Origin of the sequence: Phaeobacter porticola, assembly GCF_001888185.1 — a bacterium.
Classification (GTDB): domain Bacteria; phylum Pseudomonadota; class Alphaproteobacteria; order Rhodobacterales; family Rhodobacteraceae; genus Phaeobacter; species Phaeobacter porticola.
In genome coordinates this window covers 2,417,625-2,439,582 of record NZ_CP016364.1, presented here as the reverse complement: position 1 = coordinate 2,439,582, position 21,958 = coordinate 2,417,625, and the positions used below count along the sequence as shown (strand labels likewise).

The window sequence follows — 21,958 nt, the reverse complement described above, 5'->3', positions numbered from 1 at the left end:
TTAGCCGTTGCGCGACAGCGACTCGTAGATCGGCACCAGAGTCTTGTCCTCAAACAGTGACGACACCGAGGTGCCGTGCCAAATGTTAAGGATCGCCTGAGTGAACAGGGGAGCGGTCGGCAGGATGCGGATGTTCGGCGCGCCGAGAACCGCTTCGGTGGGCTGAATGGTATCGGTCAGCACCAGCGACTTCATCACCGAATTGCTGACGCGCTCCACTGCAGGACCGCTCATCACGCCGTGTGTGATATAGGCGTGGACTTCCTTGGCGCCATTGTCGAGCAGGACCTGAGCGGCCTTGCAGAGGGTGCCGGCGGTGTCGCACATGTCGTCGATGATGAGACAGATCTTATCGGTCACATCGCCAATCACAGTCATCTCGGCCACTTCGCCTGCCTTTTCGCGGCGTTTGTCCACGATCGAGAGCGGTGCATTGATCCGCTTGGCCAGCTCGCGTGCACGGGCCACGCCGCCGACGTCTGGCGACACAACCATCAGATCGCCCATGTTGTCTTTGAACTGGTTCTTCACATCCAATGCAAAGATCGGCGAGGCATAGAGATTATCCACCGGAATATCAAAGAAGCCCTGAATCTGCGCTGCGTGCAGGTCCATGGTCAGCACCCGTTCGATACCTGCACCTGTCAGCATATTCGCGACCAATTTGGCCGAAATCGGCGTCCGGGCCTTGGTGCGGCGATCCTGTCGGGCATAGCCAAAATAGGGGATCACAGCAGTGATACGCTGGGCTGAGGACCGGCGCAGGGCGTCGGCGATGATCAGCAGTTCCATCAGGTTGTCGTTGGCCGGATTTGATGTCGGCTGAATGATGAACATGTCTTCGCCACGAACGTTCTCGTAGACTTCGACAAAGATCTCACCGTCGTTAAACCGTTCGACACGGGCATCGACGAGGCCCTGGTCAACACCGCGGTGCATCGACATGCGGCGGGTAATGGTTTCGGCAAGCGGAAGATTGGCGTTCCCAGCAATAAGCTTAGGTTCGTTCAAGGTCGGCATTGGCTGATATCCCCAGGCAGCAATGGCAGTGTGACAGATTCGTGATGTTGAACCCCGCTTAGCATGGGCATACCTTCGCGCCTAGATTTAATGCGGGAGAATGGGCCCATGGTGGCGAGGGATAGATCTGGGGGTACCCGTTGCGGTTGCGGTGCCGGTCAGATGCGGATGATTGGGGTTGAAGGTGGCGCAATGCGCACGATGGGCGGCGGTGATGACTGAACTCGCGTCAGGGCTGGCGCAACCTGTTTTCACGCGCAGCTATGGGCAGGGCTCAAGGTGCGTGCTGGGCGTACATTGTTCGCTGGCGCATTCAGGCGCTTGGCGTGGCTTGGCCTCTGTTCTTGACCCGCAGGTGACCCTCTCCAGTTTTGATATGCTATCACATGGTCGTAGCCCGGACTGGGACGGCGACGGCCTTCTGCAATTGCGGAACGCCGAGGCGGGGCTGGCTCTGATTGAGGCCGAGAACCTCGCCAAAGACGGTCCGATTGATCTGATCGGCCATTCGTTTGGTGCCACTGTCGCTTTTGCAATGGCGCAGATGCAGCCTGAGCTGGTGCGGTCGCTGGTTATGGTTGAGCCGGTATTCTTTTCGCTGGCGACAGCTGACGGCAATGCTGACCCGCAAGCGCTGGAGCAATTGCGTCGCGAACATAAGATCGTGCGTGAAACCTATCTTGCTGGCGACGTTGAACAGGCGACACGGTTGTTCAATCGGGCGTGGGGGGCAGGCCATCCGAAATGGCACGATCTGCCTGAAAGCGCCCGGGACGCTATGGTGCGCAGTTTTCCAGCCGTGATGGCCTGCGATACACAAGTCTATGAGGATATGCTGGGGGTGCTGACGCCGGAGGGGCTGGCGCGCGTGACGATGCCCTGTCTGTTGATTGATGGCGGCAAGAGCCAACCTATTATGCACGAGGTCATTCGTGCGTTGGCTGCACGGCTGCCGGATGTGACTTGCCGCCGAATTGACAGCGCCGGACATATGCTGCCGATCACCCATCCTGCTGAAACCGCCGCGCTGCTGCAGGGGTTCTGGCCGGAGGTCGTACCGGCACCAGCTGAGGTCTAAGCTAGCCATCATGTCCCTCGCGGGGCTGTCTGACCATAGAAAGCCGAGGCGGCACTGCGCCTCGGCTTTGCGTTTTTGAGGGTCCTGGGGCGAGATCGTGGGATCAGATATCGTTCACCGTGGTGACGGTTTCGCGAAAATAGTCAATTTTGCCATCCGCCTGATGCGACAAGATGAAGGTGACGCTTTCCACCATGCGGTCACGCACCGCGTAGTGATAGCGTTGATGAAAGCGGGTGTTGTACCAGCCATCGCCCAGATCCTGTGAGTTTAGCCCGACGATTTTGGTGCCCTGTGGAAACACCTCCGGCCCAAGCCGTGACAGGATCACCCCAAAGCCTTCGATGTCCGTGGCCTGTTGCCAGCTGATGTCGACACCGGCGCTGTCGCGGTAATGGTCGATGCGAAAGTCGATGTCAGCTGCAATGAGCCCCATCAGCGCGGGATCGCCGGCTTCAAACAATCGCAGCAGTTGCTCAATTACAGGTTGGGTATCGGTCACGGTGGCAAGGTTGGACGCAGTCATAGCTTTCTCCTATTGGATTATGAGCCGAAGATTACAGAAACAAGAAATATAGGGAATTGCTGTAGTACCTATTTCTAGTATAGTTATCAGCTATGGATGATCTTACACCTCTTCGCTACTTTCGAGCTGCCTACGAATTGGGTACCTTCAGTGCTGCTGCGCGCGCCTGCGATGTACGCCAACCCTCTGTTTCGGCTGCTATTGCGCGGCTGGAGGGGCATTATGGTGGTGTTCTGTTTCGGCGCAGTCGCGATGGGCTGACACCCACGCCACTGGGGCAGGAATTGTATCAGCAAGCCGGAGGGGTGTTGGCACAGGTCAACCGGCTAGAGGCGCGGTTGAAGGGGCATGTGACACAGATCGCGCGGGTTTATTGCGCCCCTGACGTGTTTATGGCGCCCTTTGATGCGGGGCTGGCGCGGATCCGAATGGCCGAGGCAAGAGTACAGTTCCAGTTTACCGATGATCTAACGCAGGCCGATCTGCTGTTCTGTGACAAAGGCTGCCTGCCACGTGGTTGCGGGTTTAATCCGCTTTGGCAAGACCGTTACGGCGTGGGTCTGCCACAGGGGCACGCGCTACTTGCAGCGGGGTCGTTGACGCTCGCGGATCTGGCCGGGCAGGCGATCATCGCACGCCCCTATTGCCCCAGCGCCGATCAATTCCTGACTGGGCTGCAACGGGCCGATGCTCCCGCAGGAATGATTGTGGCTGCAAGCGCCACACATGATGCGCAGCTGATGGATTTGGTGGCGGCGGGTTTGGGCATCGCGCTGATGCCAATGTCACATGCTGACGTCCACCGTGGTGTCATTTTGCGGGATGTGGCGGGTATCGACTCTGTGACGCGGATCGTTGGTGTGGGCTTTCGCAAAACAGATTTTGCGGCCGGTATAGCTCGGCATTTCTTGAGCCGAGATACGATACTCACCACCGCGCCCGTTGCGGCCGGTGCCTTTTAACGGCGACACGGGCCGCAGTGCACTCACGATGTGCTTAGATTAGCGCCACAAAGGCGTCGATCTCATCGTTGCTGATCGACCAGTCACAGACAAACCGTGCTGTGATTTCTTCTTCAGGCGGTCCCTCAAGGCCGCCATCCCAAAGATGGTAGATCGCGCCCGCATCAAACAGCTTCTGATGGGTGGCTCGGGGCAGCGCTGCAAAGATCATATTTGCCTGTGGCGTATGACTGAACGTGGCCCCCGCACTGTGCAACCCCTCGGCCAGACGTGCGGCTTTGGCATTGGCTGTGCGGGCATTGCTCAGCCAGAGATCATCACTGAGATAGGCGAACATCTGCGCCGACAGGTACCGGTGTTTAGAGAACAGATGCGCGCCACGTTTGCGGCGGTACTCAAATTCCTGTGCCTTGGCCGGATCAAAGAAGATCACCGCCTCAACCCCCAAGCAGCCATTTTTTGTGCCGCCAAAGGACACCGCATCCACGCCAGCCTTCCAGGTCATCTCCGCCGGAGTGCAGGCGAGCGAAACCATGGCATTGGTAAAGCGGGCTCCATCCAGATGAACAGGCAGCCCGTAGGATTTTGCCACGTCACAAAGCGCGCGGAGTTCGTCCAGCGAATAGATCGTGCCGAATTCCGTAACCTGGGTGATCGACACCGGGCCGCGCTGGGGACCGTGCACACCACGGGTTTCCTCGCCCTCGACTGCCGCGCGCAGATCATCCGGGGTCATTTTGTCGTTGCCGGTGACCAGTGTCAGCTTTGCGCCGCCGGTGTAGAACTCCGGCGCGTTGCATTCGTCCATATTGATATGGGCGGGGGCGCTGCAAAACAGTGTCTGCCACGGTTGCGACAGTGTTGACAGCGCCAGCACATTGGCCGCGGTGCCCGTGGCGACCAGATAGACCGCGGCTTCCGGTGCTTCAAAGATCTCGCGAATGCGGGCGGTGACCTTTGCCATTTCAAGATCCGCACCATAACCCATGGCATAGCCTGTATTCGCCGCCGCAAGGGCCGCGAGGATTTCAGGATTGGCCGGGCCGGAGTTGTCAGAGGCAAAATGCATTTAAAGCGGCTCCTCGATAATATGCTCTTCCCATTCTTCTTCGGGCGTGTCGAATTCCGATACTGTCCAACCACGCACCGAGACGCCAGCAGTATGCACGCTAGCAGGATCACCGGTGATTAACGGGTGCCAGTCGGGCAGGGGCTTTCCTTCCCACAACAGCCGATAGGCGCAGGTCTGCGGCATCCAATAGGCGTGCGTGTCCAGATTGTCCGGCTTCAGCACAATACATTCTGGCACAAATTGATGGCGGTTCTCGTAGTGGGCACAGCGGCAGGTGGCATCATCCAGAAGGCGGCAGGCAACACGGGTGAGGGCAACCTCGCCGCTATCCTCGTCTTCCAGCTTGTTGAGGCAGCATTTGCCACAGCCGTCACAGAGCGCTTCCCACTCGCGATTGCTCAGCTTGGTCAGGGGTTTCTTGTCCCAGAACCGATTGGCCAACCCATTGCGATTGATCCCATCGCTCATAGCGCACCCAGAATACTGCGGGCTTGGTTGCAATCGGTATCCATCTGTTCCAGCAGCCCGTCCAGCCCGTCAAATTTCAGTTCCGGGCGCAGGTACTCGACGAGCCCAACCGACAACGTCGCGCCGTAGAGATTGCCGGTGAAATCAAACAGGAAGGTCTCGATATTGGGGTGGCTGCCGTCAAACATCGGGCGGACCCCTATGGAGGCCGCGCCTTGGTAGCTGCCCTGATGTGGGCCATCCAATATGTCCACCAGCACCGCATAGACACCAAACGCAGGTTGATGCAGCCCGTCGATGGACATGTTTGCAGTGGGATAGCCCAACTCGCGACCTCGCTGTTCGCCACCGATGACCTCGCCTTCGATCCGATGCCAATGGCCGAGCATATTTGCCGCGTCGCGCGGACGACCGTCGCTAAGCGCGCTGCGGATTGCGGTAGAAGACACGGTGTCCTCTGAATATTCCATCAGCGGTGCGATGGTCACGCCAAATCCCATTTCAGCGCCAAAGCGGCGCAGATCTTCTGCAGTGCCGGCCCGTCCTTTGCCAAAGCAGAAATCGGAACCCACAACAACATGGCGCAGACCCAGACCATCGGCGATCACCTTACGGGCAAATCCCTCGGGCGGAAGCCCGGACAATGCTGCGTTGAAGTTCAGCTGGTAGAGCTGTTCGACTCCCAATTTTTCCAGCCGCGAAGCGCGCGCTTCCGCTGACATCAGCCGGAAGGGCGGGGCGTCAGGGGCAAAGAATTCCCGTGGATGTGGCTCAAAGGTCATGACACCCAAGGGCGCATCAGGCATTGCATCTCGGGCCAGATCGATCACCGATTGATGGCCGCGGTGGACCCCATCGAAATTGCCGATGGCGACTGAGGCCCCACGATCGTTTGGATCTACGAATTGAAAGTCACGGATAATGCGCATGGCCACTGCCTAGCCGCGCCGGGGCGCGCTTGCAAGAGCCATGCCAAGGCTTGGCGTCAGATGCTCAGTCGAACTTGCGCGAGGGGGCCATGACCGTTGCCTCGCCAACAAGAACCTTCTTGCCATCCACCATGCAACGGCAGTCCAGTCTGACCCGGCGTTTGTCGATTTCAATACCAGTGACTTCGACCTCGGCCAGGACCAGATCGCCGGGACGCACAGGGGCTAGGAATTTCAGCGACTGGCTCATGTATATCGTGCCATGGCCGGGCAGCTGTTCGCCGATCACCGCAGAGATCAGCCCGGCTGTCAGCATCCCATGGGCGATGCGCCCCTGAAACATGGTGTCCCGAGCGTAATCCTCATCCAGATGCACTGGATTGTGGTCGGTTGAGACCTCGGCGAACATCTCGATGTCCTTGTCCGTCACCACTTTGCGAAGGTAGCGCACCATCCCCATCTCGATGTCTTCGATGCAGATGGTGCCGCGTGGAAAATTGTCCAACATGTGCCTCTCCCAGTTGCCATTGACTTGCAGTGAATGCTTCCCGCCACTGGCCAAGAAGCGCGCGGCGAGGAAATAATCGGACAAATCATAACTTGTTACGGCAACTTTATTACTTCGCAATCGCAGAAAAGCAAGCCTTTTCTGTGTTACCGCAATTTGCCGATAGCATAGGTTGGCGTCGATTTTTCCTTTTCAAGATAGATGTTTAGCGCGCTTTCGTCCGGTTGGAGAGCCGTTTTCGTCTCTTTTGCTGCAAGTCCACCTGTGATGAAGAGTGAGTCCAGACCCTCGCCCATGGCACCGGAGATATCCGTATGGGGGCCATCGCCAATCGCCAGAATGTCGCGGTCGGCGATGTCCTGGCCCAGTTCTGCCAGACGGCGCCGTGCAAGATCATAGATCGGCGGATGCGGTTTGCCAAAATAGAGACTCTCTCCGCCCATCTCAGTGTAAAGTCGCGCCAGCGCACCGGCACACCATTCACGGGTTTCGCCCCGGTCGACGACAATATCGGGGTTTGCGCAGAGCAGTTTCAGCCCCATCTGCTTAGCGTACAGAAAATCCGGCCGGTTCACATCCGGATCGGCCATCGTGTCAAAAGGCCCACAGCAGACGATGCCCTCGGCTTCCTTAAGAGGGACGCGAGTAATATTAAGCGGGTCTTGGATCATCTTGAGCGGTTCAAAGAACCCGGCGTCGCGCTCCCATTCTCCTATGAAGTAGACCTTGCGCCCGACAGCGCCGCTGAACATTGCGGCCCGCGCAGAGTCGCCAGAAGTGGCGATTGTGTCATAGGCATCGGTTGGCACACCAAAATCACCCAACTGGTCAGCAACCCCGGCGCGTGGCTTGGGGGAATTGGTCAGCAGCACGACAATGCCACCCGTTGCGCGATACTCCTGTAGGGCAGAGACGGCTTCGGGATAGGCAGTGATGCCATTGTGGACGCAGCCCCACAAATCAACGAACAGGGCTTTGTACTGATTTGAGACCTCTGCGAGGGATGAAATGATCTGGGTCATGGGCTGGTCTTTCGCATAGGATTTCGGTTGCCCAAGCTATGCCAGAGCCGGTGAGATTTGGCCAGATCCGCCTATTTCCAGTTTTTTAACAACCGAGGCGTAGAACAAAGGAGAGTTTCAACCTTGAGGTGTGCGATAATGTTTCGAACTATGTCCACAAAAACCCGATTTGTTATTTCGGGTGCAGTATCAGTATTTACGATTTTGGTACTTGCTTTGATATCGGTTTACAGTCTGTGGCAGAGCGAACTGGAACTGGAGCGCCAGATTGATATAACAAAGACCGTGCGCCATGAACTAAAGGTCGACCTGCTACATGAAGAAATACACGCAGAGATCGTCTATCTTGTTCTTAGAGGGGACAGAGCGACCGCCGCCGAAAAGGAAAAGCTACGACTAAGGATTTCTGAGGCGGGCGAAGAGCTCCGGTCAAACCTGGAATTGCTGAAAGGCGACGCGCTGCCGCCGCAAGCATTGGCCCAGGTTCAGGGGATGGTACCTGAAGTGGACGCATTTCTAACGCAAAGCGCTGCGCTGGCGGAACTGGGAATCACTGATCCGGTCGCCGCGGAGGTGGAGCTCGGTGCATTTCAAAATAGCTACATGGCGCTCAATAAAAAACTGCATCCGTTGAGTGACTGGATTGAAAAGGCTGCGGTTGAAACGGCGGAGGCGGCGCGGGCGCATGATATGGCGTTGCTCTACACCCTGCTTGGCACATCTGCGCTGCTGGTACTGGTTACTCTCTACAATGCCCGCAAAATGACACTTAACATTGTCCGTCCGATTGGCCGGATGCGCGAAGCATTGAGTGAAGTCGCTGCGGGCGATTTCGACCTGAAGGTCGAAGCGCGGATGCGTGGAGATGATTTTGGCGAGATCGCGCGCGATATTGACCGGGTGTCGGGGCGCGTTCTGAACGAACTGGAAAAACAGAACGCATTGCGCGCCGAAAGCGAGCAAGTGATCGACCGTCTGCGTCAGGGTTTGCAGCGGCTTGCGTCCGGCGATTTTAGTGATCTTATCTCCGAGAGCTTTGGCGAAGACTATGATCCACTGCGGCTAAACTACAATGAGACCGTTGATAAGCTGAACGAAGTCATGGCACAGGTGGTCAAAGCGAGTGGAGCGATCCAAAAGCAATCCGATGAGATCCGCACCGGCTCAGACGATATGTCTGCCCGCACCGAATCCCAGGCCGCGACACTGGAAGAGACAGCTGCTGCTCTTGAAGAAATGACCGTTAGCGTGAGCAATTCGGCCAAGAACGCGAAAGAAGTCGAGAATGCTGTGGCGTCAGCTCGTGCAGATGTCGAAAATAGTGGGCGTGTTGTCGAAGGCGCGATTGAGGCCATGAATGAGATCGAACGCTCCTCGGGTCAGATTTCACAGATCATTGGCGTGATTGACGACATCGCGTTCCAGACAAATCTATTGGCGCTGAACGCCGGGGTCGAGGCCGCGCGCGCGGGTGAGGTCGGACGTGGTTTCGCAGTTGTCGCGTCCGAAGTGCGCGCGCTTGCGCAGCGGTCATCTGATGCCGCTAATGAGATCAAATCCCTGATCTCCGCAAGCACCAAGACCGTGGAAGAGGGTGTCGAGAAAGTCGATAGCGCAGGTAAAGCCCTGACTCAGGTTGTTGGCGAGGTGGTCAATATCGCCACGCTGGTTTCCGGGATTTCGTCGGAATCCGGCGAGCAGGCTCAGGGGCTCAGCGAGATCAACATCGGTGTCGCACAGCTGGACACCGTGACGCAGCAGAACGCTGCTATGGTTGAAGAATCCGGTTCCGCCATCGTCAAAATGAACAGTGAAACATACGGGTTGAACCAGATCGTCAGTCAATTTGTGCTGCTATCGGGGGAGGGCATATCAGAACCTTCGCCCGCGCAGGAGGCCGCAATGGATGCAGTGACAGATGTTTCGGGTGAGGAGCGTTGGGAGGACTATAATGAGGTCACTGCCCATGGTTCTGCCGGAGGTGACGGCATTGACGAGTGGGACCACCATGGAACGGCTAGTCCCAAGGCATCGGCTGCTGGAGGTCGCGCCGCAGAAGATGAAAACTGGCTAGAAGACAAGGCGCTCGCAAACTTTGCTTAAGCGTGAGATGATTCAGCCTGAACTGGATCCGTGCTGCCTTGGAAGATGCACATATGTTTTCGTTATAAACGAATAGCGGGCCTCAGGAGAGGCCCGCTGTCAATTGCCCCAGACGGGTGTACAGAACGCCTGCCTTAGACCTTTAGGTTGGGGATGATTTGCTTCTTTCGGCTCATCACGCCGGGCAGCACCACGGTGTCGCCTTCGGCGGTTGCGTCAAAGCTCTTTGCCGCGAGGGTTTTGACCAGATCGTTGGGCACGAGCAGCGTTGCCTCTTCCTTCAGGATATCGACAACAAACAGCAGAACCTGATCAACACCGTCTTCACTTGCGACGGTGGTCATCGTGTCCATCAGTGATGCCTTGCGGTCCAGAACAACGGCAGGAGCCGTGGTTTCCAGGACGGACACCCGAAATTTGGTGCCGTCTACGGCGTATTCCTTGGAATCCATCCGTAGCAGCTCGGCGTCGGAAAATGCGGAAACATCTGATTTCGCCGCGAACATATCCGCAGCATATGCCGCGATATCAATGCCCAGATCCTCGGCCAGGCTGTAAGCGATGGCTTTGTCCTCATCGGTGGTGGTGGGCGAGCGGAATTCCAGCGTGTCGCTCAGGATGCAGGTCAGCATCGCGCCTTTTATGTCACGCGGAGCTTGGGCCAGATCCTTGCCGATCATCTTCCACATGATGGTTGCAGTACAGGCCAAAGGCTCGATGCGGATATCGATCGGGCCTTTCGTCTCCAGGCCGCCGACCAGCTTGTGGTGGTCGATGATCGCTTGGATGTCCGCACCGTTGATATTGGCGGGCAGCTCGGCCGGATTGTTGGTGTCCACGATCACAACTGGTTGATCATTGGCAACGTCGGCGATGATTTCAGGTTTGTCCAAACCCCAATGTTGCAGCATGAAAGCGGCTTCGGTATTCGGCTCACCCAGCAGTTTGGGGGCGGCGTCGATGCCTTTGATGTTGGTCAGATACCAAGCCCAGACGATGGCAGAGCCGGTCGAGTCAGTGTCAGGGGATTTATGGCCGAAAACGAAGGTCGTCATTAGTACAGTCCTATGCATAGCAGGCATTTTGCGCGTCTTATAGGCGGGGCTGCAGGGCTTGTCACCCCGGCCCGATGTCGCTGAACCCCCAGCTATGTGAACTGCGCAGACCTGTCTTGCGACAGGTGATGAGCACGGTTCAGCGAGGGATGCTCAATATCGGTCACGGGCGTGTTTCTGCGTTCAACGTCTCTTCCGCTTCTGCTTGTTGGTTTCACTCATTAACGCTGCACGATATGCTTTGACCATGAACCGTGAAGATCAGCTCTACCCTCCTGTGAAGATGTTGCTGGAAGCACAGGGATATACAGTCAAAGGCGAGGTCGGTGCAGCCGACGTTGTTGCCTGTCGCGGAGATGAGCCGCCGGTGATTGTCGAGCTGAAGCTGCGGTTTTCCCTGTCTTTGTTTCACCAGGCCATAACACGGCTGGGGATCAGTGACCTTGTCTATGTTGCGGTGTCTCGTCCTGAGGGGCGGCAGGCCCGACGGATGCTCAAGGACAATCTGTCGCTTTGTCGCCGGTTAGGACTGGGGTTGATCACTGTGCTGCCGGATGGCCGTACTGAGGTGCATTGCGATCCGGGTCCTTATGCACCGCGCAAGTCGGCAAAAAAACAGACGCGGCTGCTGCGCGAGTTTCAGCGGCTTCAGGGCGACCCGAATGCCGGTGGTGCCACGCGGCACGGTATTGTCACGGCTTATCGTCAGGATGCACTGCGCTGTGCAGCTTACCTGGCTGACCATGGCGCAACCAAAGGGGCAATGGTGGCGAAGGGCGCACAGGTGCCGCAGGCGACACGAATCATGTCTAGCAATCACTATGGTTGGTTCGAGAGGGTTGCGACAGGGATCTATCAACTGACCGAGACAGGGCAGGCCGGGCTGACCCATTGGGCCTACAGCTGGGAACCCGCTGCATCGGCCAGTTTGCCACCAGACGATCTTGCTGCCATCTGATCTCAGTCGACAGACCGCTGTGGGTAAAATATTGCCGCAAAATTTCCCAACCAACCTGTTGACAGAGCCCGATGGTCTGCCTAGCTATTCCATCGTTAGCACTCAGTAGTCTTGAGTGCTAACACCCTCCGCGGGGAGTGGAGGGCGAGACAACAACCTTTGAGCCTTTAAGGAGCTACAAAGATGGCATTGAAACCGCTTCATGACCGCGTGCTGGTCCGTCGCACCGAAAGCGAAGAAAAAACCGCTGGTGGTCTGATCATCCCTGATTCCGCCAAGGAAAAGCCAAGCGAAGGCCAAGTGGTCGCAACCGGCGAAGGCGCACGCAAGGACAGCGGCGAGCTGATCGCGATGGCTGTTTCTGCAGGCGACAAGATCCTGTTTGGCAAATGGTCCGGCACTGAGGTCACCGTCGACGGCGAAGAGCTGCTGATGATGAAAGAAAGCGACATCATGGGCATCATCGAGTAAGCATCAGGATTTTTCTTGAGCTCTACTCTGATCCCATCCCTCGCTTAAACACACGAATTTCTCTAGGAGAGTAAACAATGGCTGCTAAGGACGTCAAATTCGACACCGATGCCCGCAACCGTATGCTGAACGGCGTCAACATTCTGGCTGATGCTGTGAAAGTGACTCTGGGCCCCAAAGGCCGCAACGTGGTTCTGGACAAATCCTTTGGCGCACCGCGCATCACCAAAGACGGTGTATCGGTTGCCAAAGAAATCGAACTGGAAGACAAGTTCGAAAACATGGGCGCCCAGATGGTGAAGGAAGTTGCTTCCCGCACCAACGACGAAGCCGGTGACGGTACCACCACTGCCACCGTTCTGGCACAGGCGATCGTTAAAGAAGGCCTGAAGCAGGTTGCTGCTGGCCTGAACCCGATGGATCTGAAGCGCGGCATCGACCTGGCAACGGCCAAAGTGGTCGAAAGCATCAAGGCAATGGCCCGCGAAGTCAAAGACTCCGCTGAAGTCGCACAGGTCGGCACCATTTCTGCCAACGGCGAAGCTGAAATCGGCCAGCAGATTGCTGACGCGATGCAGAAAGTCGGCAACGAAGGCGTGATCACCGTCGAAGAAAACAAGGGTCTGGAAACCGAGACCACTGTTGTCGAAGGCATGCAGTTCGACCGCGGCTACCTGTCGCCCTATTTCGTGACCAACGCCGACAAGATGATTGCAGATCTCGAAGACTGCATGATCCTGCTGCACGAAAAGAAACTCTCCTCGCTGCAGGCCATGGTGCCGCTGCTGGAGCAGGTGATCCAGTCGCAGAAGCCGCTTCTGATCATTGCAGAAGACGTTGAAGGCGAAGCGCTGGCAACTCTGGTTGTCAACAAACTGCGCGGCGGCCTGAAAATTGCTGCTGTCAAGGCACCTGGTTTTGGCGACCGTCGTAAGGCCATGCTGCAGGACATCGCAATCCTGACCGGTGGCCAGGTGATCTCCGAAGATCTGGGTATGAAGCTTGAGTCCGTGACCATGGACATGCTGGGCACTGCCAAGAAGATCGAAATCACCAAAGACGAAACCACCATCGTCGACGGTGCAGGCGAAAAAGCAGAGATCGAAGCACGCGTATCCCAGATCCGCGCTCAGATCGAAGAGACCACGTCTGACTACGACCGTGAAAAGCTGCAAGAGCGCGTTGCCAAACTGGCAGGTGGTGTTGCTGTAATCCGCGTTGGCGGCATGACCGAAGTTGAAGTGAAAGAGCGCAAAGACCGTGTTGACGATGCTCTGAACGCAACCCGCGCAGCTGTGCAGGAAGGCGTGATCGTTGGCGGTGGTGTTGCTCTGGTTCAGGCCGGCAAAGCGCTGGAAGGCCTCGAAGGCGCCAACGCAGACCAGAACGCTGGTATCGTGATCGTGCGTAAAGCAATCGAAGCGCCTCTGCGCCAGATCGCTGAGAACGCCGGTGTCGACGGTGCTGTTGTGGCCGGCAAGGTCCGCGAAAGCTCCGACAACAACTTTGGCTTCAACGCTCAGACCGAAGAATATGGCGATATGTTCGCCTTTGGTGTGATCGATCCGGCCAAAGTGGCGCGTACCGCTCTGGAAGACGCAGCTTCGGTTGCCGGTCTGCTGATCACCACAGAAGCCATGGTTGCCGACAAGCCCGCCAAAGACGGCGCAGCTGCCGGCGGCGGCATGCCCGACATGGGCGGCATGGGCGGCATGGGCGGCATGATGTAATCACAAATCCCATCGGGATTTGTGATGAGGTGACCGGCGATTTGGCATTCATGTCGATCTGCCGATAACCACACCGCTAATGACGACACGACATTGGGGCTGCCTTCGGGTGGCCCCTTTTCGCTTTGTCATGATACCCTTGGTGCCATTCTTGACACAAAGAATTCATTAGCAGGTTGCAATGAGGCAGGGTATCTGGCCCCTATGCGTTTGATTTTTCTTGTCTCTCTCACCATGCTGGCCTTTGCGGCGAATTCCATTCTGGGGCGCTGGGCCATTGGGCTGGGCTATATGGACGCCACCGGGTTCGGCATATTGCGATTGTTTTCAGGCGCTGTGACGCTGATCGCCTTATGTGTGCTGCGCCAGGTGTCGCTGCGCCGGGACCTGTTGCAGACGTTGTGGGGTGGCTTTGCCCTCACGGTCTATATGGTCGGATTTTCGGTGGCCTATCAGGATCTCGATGCCGGACTGGGCGCGTTGATCCTGTTCGGTGTGGTACAGGTGTCAATGTTTCTATGGGGCAGCCTGCGCGGTAGTCCGATCGCCGCGGGGCAGATTGGCGGTGCCACGGTTGCGCTGATTGGGTTGGCGGTTGTGGTTTGGCCTGACGGCGACACCACAGCACCTTTGGGGGCGTCGCTGTTGATGGCGCTGGGCGGGCTTGGCTGGGCGGCGTACAGCCTGCTTGGGCGCGGAGCCAAAGCCCCGGTGGCCGCCACGGCTGTCAACTTTGCCGCCGCGACGCTGATGATGATGCCGGTCGTTCTGATCCTTGGCGGTGGAACCCTTGTTACGAAGCCCGGAATTGCTCTGGCGGTGCTTTCCGGTGCGGTTACATCCGGTCTTGGCTATGCGCTATGGTACCGGGTGCTGCCCCAGCTGACCCCTGCGGTGGCCGCCACGATCCAGCTGAGCGTGCCAATCATTGCAATCCTTGCCGGTGCCGTCATCTTGGGCGAGGCGATAGGCCTGCGTCTAATGATCGGGTCCATTGCGGTACTTGGCGGGATTGCGGTTGTGGTTCAGTCGGCGCCGACACGCCAGCGCGTTGCGGTAGCCCGGAACAGCTGACGCCAGGCGTCGGTTGGTTGGATCTGTCTGGCAGAGCTCCGGCGGCGTCAGGGGTTCCGGTGATTGCAATTTGGGACTATCTCTGCGCTATGAAAAAGATACTTCATAGATATTTGCGACGCGTTTTCTGGCTCATTGGTTTGGTTGCACTTCCCGGGCTGGCTCAGGCGGATTGCGCCATTCTGCTGCATGGCTTGGCCCGCAGTGAAACTTCGCTCGCTGTGCTTGGACAGGTGTTGGAGGCGCGCGGCGTCGATGTTGTGATGCCGGGCTATCCTTCGACGGACAAGCCTGTTGCGGATCTTGCGACAGAAACGCTGCCCCCTGCCATCACGCAGTGCCGGGCTGCAATGGGGCCAGAGGACCACATACATTTCGTAACCCATTCTATGGGGGGCATATTATTGCGCCACTGGTTGCAGGACGCACGACCCGAGGCGTTGGGCCGTATCGTTATGCTTGCGCCGCCCAATCACGGCAGTGAATTGGTGGATGAACTGGGGGATTGGGAGGTCTTTGGCCTGCTGAACGGGCCGGCCGGGCTGCAACTTGGCACGGGCGAGGACAGCCTGCCAAACAGGTTGCCGCCCGTCAGTTATCCGGTTGGTGTCATTGCAGGGGACCTGTCGCTGAACCCGGTGTTTTCAGCGCTTATTCCAGGGGCTGATGACGGCAAAGTTTCGGTTGAGAGCACCAAGGTTATGGGCATGCAGGCGCATATTACGCTGCCAGTGACTCATACATTCATGATGAACAATCCGCAGGTCATCGCCCAGGTGTTGCATTTTTTTGAGACGGGGCGGTTTGATCCGTCGATCACGTGGCTGGATTCGGTGACCGGCAGTATTGACGAGGCCTGCGCGAATGGGCGATGCCGTCAGGATTCGGGCCAGACAGCAGGCGAGGCACAGGAATGAGTTCTCTGGAGATGACACTGGTTGGCGCCGACATTCTGCGTCCCGATGGGGTTGAGATTGGCGGGGCGCTGGCGCTAGGTGGCGGGGATATCCAGCCCTTCGAAAGCGGCCGCCAGATTGATCTGTCAGGCTATCGTGTGATGCCGGGAATAATTGATTGCCACGGCGACGGGTTCGAGCGGCATCTGGCCCCCCGGCGTGGCGCCATGAAACAGATGGGCGAGGGCATCATTGCCGCTGAGGCCGAGCTTGCAGCCAATGGGATCACCACAGGCGTTTTGGCGCAGTTCATCTCGTGGGAAGGCGGGCTGCGCGGACCGGAGTTTGCCGCCAAGGTGTTCGATGGGATCAAATCGGCGCGATCACGTGTGGTGACGGATCTCATCCCACAGCTCCGTTTTGAAATCCACCTGACAGAGGCCTACGAGACACTGCCCGCGCAGATTGCGGCGTGGCAAGTGCCCTATGTGGTGTTCAATGACCATTTGCCGCATGACCGGCTGGCTGCGGGTAAAAAGCCGCCCCGCCTGACGGGACAGGCACTGAAGGCAGGCCGCAACCCTGAGGCGCACTGGCAGATGCTGAAGGACATGCACGCCCGGCGTACCGAAGTCCCGGAATTGCTGGACCAGCTGGCGGCGGTCCTGACAGAGGCCGGGGTACGCCTCGGTAGTCATGACGATCAGACGGGTGACGGGCGTGCGATCTGGCGCAATCGTGGCGTGCGAATTTCCGAATTTCCCGAAACACTTAAGGCGGCAGAGGCGGCACAGGGGGCGGGGGATCATGTGATCCTTGGCTCGCCCAATGTGGTGCGTGGTGGCTCGCACAAGGGCAATGCCTCGGCGCTTGACCTGATTGCAATGGGCCTCTGTGACGCGCTGGCCTCAGACTATCATTATCCAAGCCCGCGCCGTGCCGCTCTGATGCTTGCAAAATCGGGGCTGCTGCCTATCGAACAGGCCTGGGGGCTGGTCTCCGACGGCCCCGCCCGCGTGTTGGGGCTGACGGATCGCGGCAGGCTGGAGCCGGGCAAAAGGGCTGATGTGGTGGTTCTTGATGCAGATGACCGGGTAGCGGCGACACTCTCGGCCGGGCGGGTCAGTTATATGAATGGTGACGTGGCGGCGCGGTTTCTAGGCTGAGGCCGTAGCGCGATATCAACTGACAGCACATATCGCTCCGCACATCAGGTCAAATGGTTTTCTTGGCAGAGCAGCACAACAGGTAGGGCCGCTTTTTCTGCTCTGCCGCATCTTCTGGTTGAAAATATTCCGGGGTTTGGGGCAGAGCTTCATTCTCTCAACTCTGCGGTTGTTGCACCCGGTTCACATGCCCCATCTTGCGGCCTGGCTTGGCCTCCGCCTTGCCATAGAGATGCAGCGCGGTGTTTCGTTCGGCGGCAAGGCTGGCAACACGCTCCATATCATTGCCGATCAGATTCTCCATCACCACATCCGAGTGCCGCTGACCATCGCCAAGCCCCCAGCCGGCGACCGCGCGAATGTGTTGTTCGAACTGATCTACCGCGCAACCGTTTTGGGTCCAGTGACCCGAGTTGTGAACGCGCGGTGCGATTTCATTCACAACTAGCCCTTGGGGTGTCACAAACAGCTCCACGCCCAACACACCGACATACTCCAGTGCATTCAATATCTTGCCTGCCATGAGCACTGCGTCCATGCGCTGACCGGCGCTGAGCCGGGCTGGAACGGTAGTGGTGTGCAGGATCCCGTCACGATGGATATTTTCACCGGGATCGAAACAGGCGATTTCTCCGCTGATGCCACGGGCGGCAATCACTGAAATCTCATGACTGAAAGTGACAAACCCCTCCAGCAACGCAGGCGCACCCGCCATTTCGCTAAGCGCCTGTGCGGCATCCTCGCGCGCCTTAATCCGGGCCTGCCCTTTGCCATCATACCCAAAACGGCGGGTTTTCAGGATTGAAGCTGCCCCAATGGTCTCGATCGCAGCATCCAGGCTGGCTTGATCCGAAATATCGGCAAAGGGGGCGGTCTTTAGTCCCAGATCCTGCAGAAACGTTTTTTCGGTCAACCGGTCCTGACTGATGCGCAGCGCCTCGCGACCAGGGCGGATCGGCTTGTGTTGTTCCAGCACGTCCAGCGCCGAGGTCGGGATGTTCTCGAACTCATAGGTAATCACATCGACGGAGGCGGCAAAGGCCGCCAGGGCGTCGGCATTCTCGTAGCTGGCGGTCGTTACCTGATGCGCGACATCTGCGGCAGGGGGATTGGCGCTTGGCTCAAAGATATGTGTTTTGAACCCCAGACGTGACGCCGCGACAGAGAGCATCCGCCCCAACTGACCGCCGCCAAGAATGCCGATGGTGGCACCTGAAGAGAGCGCATTAGTCATCAATAGGTTCCTCTGGGATAGAGGCCGACAGCGCCGCGCGCCAATCGTCCAGTCGTTGTGCAAGTGCCGGATCCTGTAGCGCCAGAATGCCCGCCGCCATCAGGCCCGCGTTGGCGGCACCCGCGGCACCGATCGCCATGGTCGCCACAGGGAAACCTTTGGGCATCTGGACAATCGAATATAGTGAATCAACACCTGACAGCGCGCGTGTCTGAACCGGCACGCCAACCACTGGTACACGTGTCTTGGAGGCAACCATACCGGGTAAATGTGCGGCCCCGCCGGCGCCAGCGATGATCACCTGCAAACCACGCCCAGCGGCGGATTTGCCGTAGCTCCACAGTCGATCGGGGGTTCGGTGGGCCGAAACAATCTTGGCCTCATAGGGGACACCCAATTCATCCAATAGGGTGGCGGCCTCTTTCAGGGTGGGCCAGTCTGACTGGCTGCCCATGATGATGCCAACTTTGATGTCGGCGAAATGCTCTGGCATAGGCTCAGATCCTGTCATGCCGCGGGCCTGCGAACCCGCTGGGTTGGAGGAAGCGCGCAATATAGAGCACCATCCGCATCACGCAATGCGGCATTGGAGCTGTGGGGCGCGATGGTTGTGATTGGGGATCAGGCGATGATATCCGGGGTCAACCGGTCCTCAATCAGCGCAATCTTGTCCTTGAGGGTCAGCTTTTGCTTTTTCAACCGTCTTATGGTCAGCTGATCGCTGGTGCCGCGCTCTTGCAGCGCAGTGATCGCCTCGTCCAGATCACGGTGCTGCCTGCGAAATACCTCCAGCTCCACCTGCAAAACGTCATCATTTTTCATGGAGATATCGGTTGGTGCGTTCATTGGCGACTCGTCAGCTGGCGGGTTAAGACTTGGCGAATATTACGCTTTTAGAGGCTTTCACGCCAGCACTGCCGTGTGTTGGACTTGTGAAAACACATAAAACACCCATATTCTTAGGAAAGCGGTCGCCATAATGGGGCCGCTACCATACGTCGCTTTAGAATCAAGGACGAAACCTGTGTCTAAACTCACGCTTGGCTCATATCCGCATATGTTGGGATTTGAGCAATTGGAACGCCTATTGGAACGCTCGGCCAAATCCGGGAACGAAGGCTATCCTCCTTATAATATTGAACAAACCTCTGATCATTCCTACCGTATCACCCTTGCGGTTGCGGGGTTTGGTGAGGCGGATCTGGCAATCACCGTTGAGGACCGGCAGTTGGTCATCCGGGGGCGCCAAAGCGATGACAGCGATGGTCGGGTGTTTTTGCACCGGGGCATTGCCGCGCGCCAGTTTCAGCGCATGTTTGTATTGGCAGATGGTGTCGAGGTGGGCGAGGCGATTATGGAAAATGGCTTGTTGCACGTCGATCTGACCCGTTCGCGGCCGGAAACTGTTGTTCAGACGATCAATATCAAAAAGGGGTAAGACATATGCATACAGCCTATCAGTTCAACGATGCGAACAGCCGCATTGTGTACGTCAAAGCGGTTGATGTTGCCGATCTCCCCGCCGAAGTGCAGGCCGGGGCCGACGGGCGCAAGCAGCTATATGCAGTGCATGACGCCGCCGGAGAACAGCTCGCGCTGGTCAGTGACCGCAAGATGGCGTTTGTTCTGGCGCGCCAGCATGATTACGCGCCGGTCGCGGTTCATTAACATCCCTGTGCCAAGATGCGACGCCATTTCTGGGCTGCATCTCATGACTGATGTACGAAATTTATTCCAGGGGCGCCCATGACGGCGCCCCTGTCCCTGTGAGGACCGCGTGCTTGGATCCGATGATCTGACAGGATGGTCGCCGCGCCGCAGACAAAGATAACATTTATCTCTCAAGGCAATGACCCTTGCGATGTGTCGCATGGCATGGTTTCCCTATCACTCAAGGTAACTATGCTGTGTGGGAGCGCGCGCGATGCGGTATGACTTTGACTGGGTGGATGCGTTCTCGGCTCGCGCCTTTGGTGGGAATGGCTGTGCCGTCGTTCACGGGGGGGCAGAGCTCTCGGATGAGGTGTGTATGGCCTATGTGCGCGAAACCTCTCTGGTCGAATGTACCTTTACCGGCTCGTCTGAAACCGCTGATCTGCGCGTGCGTTATTTTCTAGCCAGTCGTGAGATTCCATTTGCAGGTCACCCGACTATTGCAACCGTTGCGGCATTGCGCGATCGCGGGCTGATGACAGGGAACGCGATCACACTTGAAACCGGAGCGGGACTGGTTCGGGTGACGGTTGCAGGTGACATGATTGAGATGACGCAGGTCGCCCCGACGTTCGGGGCCAGGCCCGATCCTGCGCTTGTCGCGGCGGCCATCTCTTTGCCGGTAGAGGCGATACTGGGGCAACCACAGCTGGTTTCAACAGGGCTACCATTCTGCATCACCGTTCTAAAGGATCGCGCCGCGTTGGAGGCCGCAACCCTGGACCTGACGGCGCTTGCGGACCTGGGAACGGTATTGGATGCCGACGGGATCGACGTGATGGAGCCGTTTATTGTCACGCTTGGTGGTGCGACAGAGGAGGGCGATACGTTTTCACGCCTGTTGATGGCACCACCCAGCCCACCAGAAGATCCTTTTACCGGATCGGCAACCGGAGCAATGGCCGCTTATCTGTGGCGCCATGGTCTGATGAACACAGAGACCTTCATCGCGGAACAGGGCCATGGGATGGGGCGTCCGGGTCAGGCAGTTGTCAGCCGAGTGGGGCCTGCTGAGGCTCCCAGCGGAATTCGTGTTGCAGGCAAGGGTTTTGTCCTGATGCGCGGCACAGTTGATTTGCCAAACGCCGACTGAAGAAGGCTTGGGAGTGATGCGTGAACCTGCAATTGCGGTTGCACCCTATGGTGCCAAGCTGAACCGCGATTTCGCCAACCAAAGCCTCTCTACGTTGCATTGGCCTTTGGGCTGCCCACCGGAACTGGCAGGCGGGCGTATCGCAGATCTTGGCGTGCAGGACCATTTGATTGTCTGGGCAAAGACCGGAATGCATGTGCAATGGCGTTGGCCATGCCGTGCCCGGATTTCCATCATGGTAATGGAGCCTAAGATCATGTCGGCAGTGCACCATCGGCTGTTGCCTTGGACCTGGCGCCGGTTTCACCGTGTTTTCAGCTATGATGAGAACCTTCTGATCCGAATTGGAAATGGGGCGTTCCTACCCTTTGGTACGACCTGGGTGCAGGACTGGGCCGCGCTCAGACCTCAGAAACAGGCCGATCTGTCGCTCATTGCGTCGGCCAAGCGAGACCACCCGGGCCACAAGCTGCGCCATGAGATCGCTGCTCATCTTCAGGCCAACAGGCCAGAGGTAGATATCCTGGGGCGCGGGTATCGTCCATTTCAGGCCAAGGCCGACGGTTTGGCACCTTACCGCTATAGCGTGGTGATCGAGAATGTGCGCGAGCGAAATTACTTTTCTGAAAAGCTGATCGACGCAATCCTCTGTGAAACCGTACCAATCTACTGGGGATGTCCGAACATAGGTGATTTCCTCGCTCCCGGCGCGATGATGACGTGTGGTAGTGAAGATGAGATCCATGCGGCAATCGCTCAGATCTCGGCTGAGGACTACGCGTTGCGTCTGCCTGGGTTGCGCGCGATCAAGGAACAGGCCGCGTACCTAGGCCAGCTTGAACAGCGTGCCGTAGAAATTTTATTGACGACGCTTTGATCG

At 57.7% G+C, this 21,958-nt stretch carries 24 protein-coding genes; 13 read left to right on the top strand and 11 right to left on the bottom strand.

Annotated features, from left to right (window positions below; translation table 11 throughout):
• A complete protein-coding gene (locus PhaeoP97_RS11705) occupies positions 1-1,020 on the bottom strand; it encodes a ribose-phosphate pyrophosphokinase (protein WP_072505201.1) in 1,020 nt (339 codons plus the stop codon).
• A 214-nt stretch (positions 1,021-1,234) separates the two neighbouring features.
• Between PhaeoP97_RS11705 and PhaeoP97_RS11700 the strand changes: the two genes are divergently transcribed.
• Positions 1,235-2,098, top strand: a complete 864-nt coding sequence (locus PhaeoP97_RS11700) for an alpha/beta fold hydrolase (RefSeq protein WP_072505200.1) — start codon at positions 1,235-1,237, stop codon at positions 2,096-2,098.
• 103 nt (positions 2,099-2,201) lie between these two features.
• On the opposite strand, the gene PhaeoP97_RS11695 is transcribed toward PhaeoP97_RS11700, so the two are convergent.
• The gene (locus tag PhaeoP97_RS11695) at positions 2,202-2,624 is read right to left on the bottom strand and encodes a hypothetical protein (protein WP_072505199.1); all 423 of its coding nucleotides are present in this window, start codon (positions 2,622-2,624) and stop codon (positions 2,202-2,204) included.
• A gap of 92 nt (positions 2,625-2,716) precedes the next feature.
• Here PhaeoP97_RS11695 and PhaeoP97_RS11690 point away from each other — a divergent pair, with 92 nt between their 5' ends.
• A complete protein-coding gene (locus tag PhaeoP97_RS11690; protein WP_072505198.1) occupies positions 2,717-3,586 on the top strand; it encodes a LysR family transcriptional regulator in 870 nt (289 codons plus the stop codon).
• A 34-nt stretch (positions 3,587-3,620) separates the two neighbouring features.
• On the opposite strand, the gene PhaeoP97_RS11685 is transcribed toward PhaeoP97_RS11690, so the two are convergent.
• The 5 genes from PhaeoP97_RS11685 to PhaeoP97_RS11665 form a co-directional block, all read right to left on the bottom strand.
• The gene (locus PhaeoP97_RS11685; protein ID WP_072505197.1) at positions 3,621-4,655 is read right to left on the bottom strand and encodes a threonine aldolase family protein; all 1,035 of its coding nucleotides are present in this window, start codon (positions 4,653-4,655) and stop codon (positions 3,621-3,623) included.
• Positions 4,656-5,126, bottom strand: coding sequence for a YcgN family cysteine cluster protein (locus PhaeoP97_RS11680; RefSeq protein ID WP_072505196.1), 471 nt, complete (start codon positions 5,124-5,126; stop codon positions 4,656-4,658).
• A complete protein-coding gene (locus tag PhaeoP97_RS11675) occupies positions 5,123-6,055 on the bottom strand; it encodes a bifunctional riboflavin kinase/FAD synthetase (protein ID WP_072505195.1) in 933 nt (310 codons plus the stop codon). The genes PhaeoP97_RS11680 and PhaeoP97_RS11675 overlap by 4 nt, the downstream gene beginning before the upstream one ends.
• Before the next feature lie 64 nt (positions 6,056-6,119).
• The gene (locus PhaeoP97_RS11670; protein ID WP_072505194.1) at positions 6,120-6,563 is read right to left on the bottom strand and encodes a MaoC family dehydratase; all 444 of its coding nucleotides are present in this window, start codon (positions 6,561-6,563) and stop codon (positions 6,120-6,122) included.
• A gap of 146 nt (positions 6,564-6,709) precedes the next feature.
• Positions 6,710-7,585: a TIGR01459 family HAD-type hydrolase gene (locus PhaeoP97_RS11665; RefSeq protein ID WP_072505193.1), complete on the bottom strand. Its 876-nt coding sequence runs from the start codon at positions 7,583-7,585 to the stop codon at positions 6,710-6,712.
• A gap of 138 nt (positions 7,586-7,723) precedes the next feature.
• Here PhaeoP97_RS11665 and PhaeoP97_RS11660 point away from each other — a divergent pair, with 138 nt between their 5' ends.
• A complete protein-coding gene (locus tag PhaeoP97_RS11660; protein WP_072505192.1) occupies positions 7,724-9,688 on the top strand; it encodes a methyl-accepting chemotaxis protein in 1,965 nt (654 codons plus the stop codon).
• Positions 9,689-9,822: 134 nt separating this feature from the next.
• Here PhaeoP97_RS11660 and PhaeoP97_RS11655 read toward each other — a convergent pair whose 3' ends face one another.
• The gene (locus PhaeoP97_RS11655; RefSeq protein WP_072505191.1) at positions 9,823-10,743 is read right to left on the bottom strand and encodes a manganese-dependent inorganic pyrophosphatase; all 921 of its coding nucleotides are present in this window, start codon (positions 10,741-10,743) and stop codon (positions 9,823-9,825) included.
• A gap of 247 nt (positions 10,744-10,990) precedes the next feature.
• Here PhaeoP97_RS11655 and PhaeoP97_RS11650 point away from each other — a divergent pair, with 247 nt between their 5' ends.
• The 6 genes from PhaeoP97_RS11650 to PhaeoP97_RS11625 all read left to right on the top strand — a co-directional run bounded on the left by PhaeoP97_RS11650 (position 10,991) and on the right by PhaeoP97_RS11625 (position 17,038).
• A complete protein-coding gene (locus PhaeoP97_RS11650; protein WP_072505190.1) occupies positions 10,991-11,701 on the top strand; it encodes a DUF2161 domain-containing phosphodiesterase in 711 nt (236 codons plus the stop codon).
• Between the two features lie 183 nt (positions 11,702-11,884).
• A complete protein-coding gene (locus PhaeoP97_RS11645) occupies positions 11,885-12,172 on the top strand; it encodes a co-chaperone GroES (protein WP_014875397.1) in 288 nt (95 codons plus the stop codon).
• Positions 12,173-12,249: 77 nt separating this feature from the next.
• Entirely contained in the window at positions 12,250-13,902 is a 1,653-nt protein-coding gene (gene groL, locus PhaeoP97_RS11640; RefSeq protein WP_072505189.1) for a chaperonin GroEL, read from the top strand.
• 204 nt (positions 13,903-14,106) lie between these two features.
• Positions 14,107-14,976: a DMT family transporter gene (locus PhaeoP97_RS11635; RefSeq protein ID WP_072505188.1), complete on the top strand. Its 870-nt coding sequence runs from the start codon at positions 14,107-14,109 to the stop codon at positions 14,974-14,976.
• An 89-nt stretch (positions 14,977-15,065) separates the two neighbouring features.
• Positions 15,066-15,893, top strand: coding sequence for an alpha/beta fold hydrolase (locus PhaeoP97_RS11630; RefSeq protein WP_096740457.1), 828 nt, complete (start codon positions 15,066-15,068; stop codon positions 15,891-15,893).
• Entirely contained in the window at positions 15,890-17,038 is a 1,149-nt protein-coding gene (locus tag PhaeoP97_RS11625) for an alpha-D-ribose 1-methylphosphonate 5-triphosphate diphosphatase (protein ID WP_072505186.1), read from the top strand. The genes PhaeoP97_RS11630 and PhaeoP97_RS11625 overlap by 4 nt, the downstream gene beginning before the upstream one ends.
• A 157-nt stretch (positions 17,039-17,195) precedes the next feature.
• On the opposite strand, the gene PhaeoP97_RS11620 is transcribed toward PhaeoP97_RS11625, so the two are convergent.
• From PhaeoP97_RS11620 to PhaeoP97_RS11610, 3 genes are all read right to left on the bottom strand, one after another.
• Positions 17,196-18,272, bottom strand: a complete 1,077-nt coding sequence (locus tag PhaeoP97_RS11620) for a 5-(carboxyamino)imidazole ribonucleotide synthase (RefSeq protein ID WP_072505185.1) — start codon at positions 18,270-18,272, stop codon at positions 17,196-17,198.
• The gene (gene purE, locus PhaeoP97_RS11615) at positions 18,265-18,765 is read right to left on the bottom strand and encodes a 5-(carboxyamino)imidazole ribonucleotide mutase (RefSeq protein WP_072505184.1); all 501 of its coding nucleotides are present in this window, start codon (positions 18,763-18,765) and stop codon (positions 18,265-18,267) included. Before purE ends, PhaeoP97_RS11620 begins: the two co-directional genes overlap by 8 nt.
• Positions 18,766-18,893: 128 nt before the next feature.
• On the bottom strand, positions 18,894-19,118 hold the full coding sequence (locus PhaeoP97_RS11610; RefSeq protein WP_072505183.1) for a YdcH family protein: 225 nt from the start codon (positions 19,116-19,118) through the stop codon (positions 18,894-18,896).
• A gap of 178 nt (positions 19,119-19,296) precedes the next feature.
• Between PhaeoP97_RS11610 and PhaeoP97_RS11605 the strand changes: the two genes are divergently transcribed.
• The 4 genes from PhaeoP97_RS11605 to PhaeoP97_RS11590 all read left to right on the top strand — a co-directional run bounded on the left by PhaeoP97_RS11605 (position 19,297) and on the right by PhaeoP97_RS11590 (position 21,955).
• Positions 19,297-19,710 carry an Hsp20 family protein gene (locus PhaeoP97_RS11605; protein WP_072505182.1) on the top strand — a complete coding sequence of 138 codons (414 nt, stop codon included), beginning with the start codon at positions 19,297-19,299 and terminating at the stop codon, positions 19,708-19,710.
• A gap of 5 nt (positions 19,711-19,715) precedes the next feature.
• The gene (locus PhaeoP97_RS11600; RefSeq protein WP_072505181.1) at positions 19,716-19,940 is read left to right on the top strand and encodes a DUF1150 family protein; all 225 of its coding nucleotides are present in this window, start codon (positions 19,716-19,718) and stop codon (positions 19,938-19,940) included.
• Between the two features lie 256 nt (positions 19,941-20,196).
• Positions 20,197-21,078 carry a PhzF family phenazine biosynthesis protein gene (locus PhaeoP97_RS11595; protein ID WP_072505180.1) on the top strand — a complete coding sequence of 294 codons (882 nt, stop codon included), beginning with the start codon at positions 20,197-20,199 and terminating at the stop codon, positions 21,076-21,078.
• A gap of 16 nt (positions 21,079-21,094) precedes the next feature.
• Positions 21,095-21,955 carry a glycosyltransferase family 10 domain-containing protein gene (locus PhaeoP97_RS11590; protein ID WP_192849657.1) on the top strand — a complete coding sequence of 287 codons (861 nt, stop codon included), beginning with the start codon at positions 21,095-21,097 and terminating at the stop codon, positions 21,953-21,955.
• The last annotated feature ends 3 nt before the right edge of the window (positions 21,956-21,958 follow it).

What these genes read in the sequence shown, in the direction of transcription:
- PhaeoP97_RS11705 (WP_072505201.1), bottom strand. Translation starts at nt 1,020, where the DNA reads ATGCCGACCTTGAACGAACCTAAGCTTATTGCTGGGAACGCCAATCTT.
- PhaeoP97_RS11700 (WP_072505200.1), top strand. Translation starts at nt 1,235, where the DNA reads ATGACTGAACTCGCGTCAGGGCTGGCGCAACCTGTTTTCACGCGCAGC.
- PhaeoP97_RS11695 (WP_072505199.1), bottom strand. Translation starts at nt 2,624, where the DNA reads ATGACTGCGTCCAACCTTGCCACCGTGACCGATACCCAACCTGTAATT.
- PhaeoP97_RS11690 (WP_072505198.1), top strand. Translation starts at nt 2,717, where the DNA reads ATGGATGATCTTACACCTCTTCGCTACTTTCGAGCTGCCTACGAATTG.
- PhaeoP97_RS11685 (WP_072505197.1), bottom strand. Translation starts at nt 4,655, where the DNA reads ATGCATTTTGCCTCTGACAACTCCGGCCCGGCCAATCCTGAAATCCTC.
- PhaeoP97_RS11680 (WP_072505196.1), bottom strand. Translation starts at nt 5,126, where the DNA reads ATGAGCGATGGGATCAATCGCAATGGGTTGGCCAATCGGTTCTGGGAC.
- PhaeoP97_RS11675 (WP_072505195.1), bottom strand. Translation starts at nt 6,055, where the DNA reads ATGCGCATTATCCGTGACTTTCAATTCGTAGATCCAAACGATCGTGGG.
- PhaeoP97_RS11670 (WP_072505194.1), bottom strand. Translation starts at nt 6,563, where the DNA reads ATGTTGGACAATTTTCCACGCGGCACCATCTGCATCGAAGACATCGAG.
- PhaeoP97_RS11665 (WP_072505193.1), bottom strand. Translation starts at nt 7,585, where the DNA reads ATGACCCAGATCATTTCATCCCTCGCAGAGGTCTCAAATCAGTACAAA.
- PhaeoP97_RS11660 (WP_072505192.1), top strand. Translation starts at nt 7,724, where the DNA reads ATGTTTCGAACTATGTCCACAAAAACCCGATTTGTTATTTCGGGTGCA.
- PhaeoP97_RS11655 (WP_072505191.1), bottom strand. Translation starts at nt 10,743, where the DNA reads ATGACGACCTTCGTTTTCGGCCATAAATCCCCTGACACTGACTCGACC.
- PhaeoP97_RS11650 (WP_072505190.1), top strand. Translation starts at nt 10,991, where the DNA reads ATGAACCGTGAAGATCAGCTCTACCCTCCTGTGAAGATGTTGCTGGAA.
- PhaeoP97_RS11645 (WP_014875397.1), top strand. Translation starts at nt 11,885, where the DNA reads ATGGCATTGAAACCGCTTCATGACCGCGTGCTGGTCCGTCGCACCGAA.
- groL (WP_072505189.1), top strand. Translation starts at nt 12,250, where the DNA reads ATGGCTGCTAAGGACGTCAAATTCGACACCGATGCCCGCAACCGTATG.
- PhaeoP97_RS11635 (WP_072505188.1), top strand. Translation starts at nt 14,107, where the DNA reads ATGCGTTTGATTTTTCTTGTCTCTCTCACCATGCTGGCCTTTGCGGCG.
- PhaeoP97_RS11630 (WP_096740457.1), top strand. Translation starts at nt 15,066, where the DNA reads ATGAAAAAGATACTTCATAGATATTTGCGACGCGTTTTCTGGCTCATT.
- PhaeoP97_RS11625 (WP_072505186.1), top strand. Translation starts at nt 15,890, where the DNA reads ATGAGTTCTCTGGAGATGACACTGGTTGGCGCCGACATTCTGCGTCCC.
- PhaeoP97_RS11620 (WP_072505185.1), bottom strand. Translation starts at nt 18,272, where the DNA reads ATGACTAATGCGCTCTCTTCAGGTGCCACCATCGGCATTCTTGGCGGC.
- purE (WP_072505184.1), bottom strand. Translation starts at nt 18,765, where the DNA reads ATGCCAGAGCATTTCGCCGACATCAAAGTTGGCATCATCATGGGCAGC.
- PhaeoP97_RS11610 (WP_072505183.1), bottom strand. Translation starts at nt 19,118, where the DNA reads ATGAACGCACCAACCGATATCTCCATGAAAAATGATGACGTTTTGCAG.
- PhaeoP97_RS11600 (WP_072505181.1), top strand. Translation starts at nt 19,716, where the DNA reads ATGCATACAGCCTATCAGTTCAACGATGCGAACAGCCGCATTGTGTAC.
- PhaeoP97_RS11595 (WP_072505180.1), top strand. Translation starts at nt 20,197, where the DNA reads ATGCGGTATGACTTTGACTGGGTGGATGCGTTCTCGGCTCGCGCCTTT.
- PhaeoP97_RS11590 (WP_192849657.1), top strand. Translation starts at nt 21,095, where the DNA reads ATGCGTGAACCTGCAATTGCGGTTGCACCCTATGGTGCCAAGCTGAAC.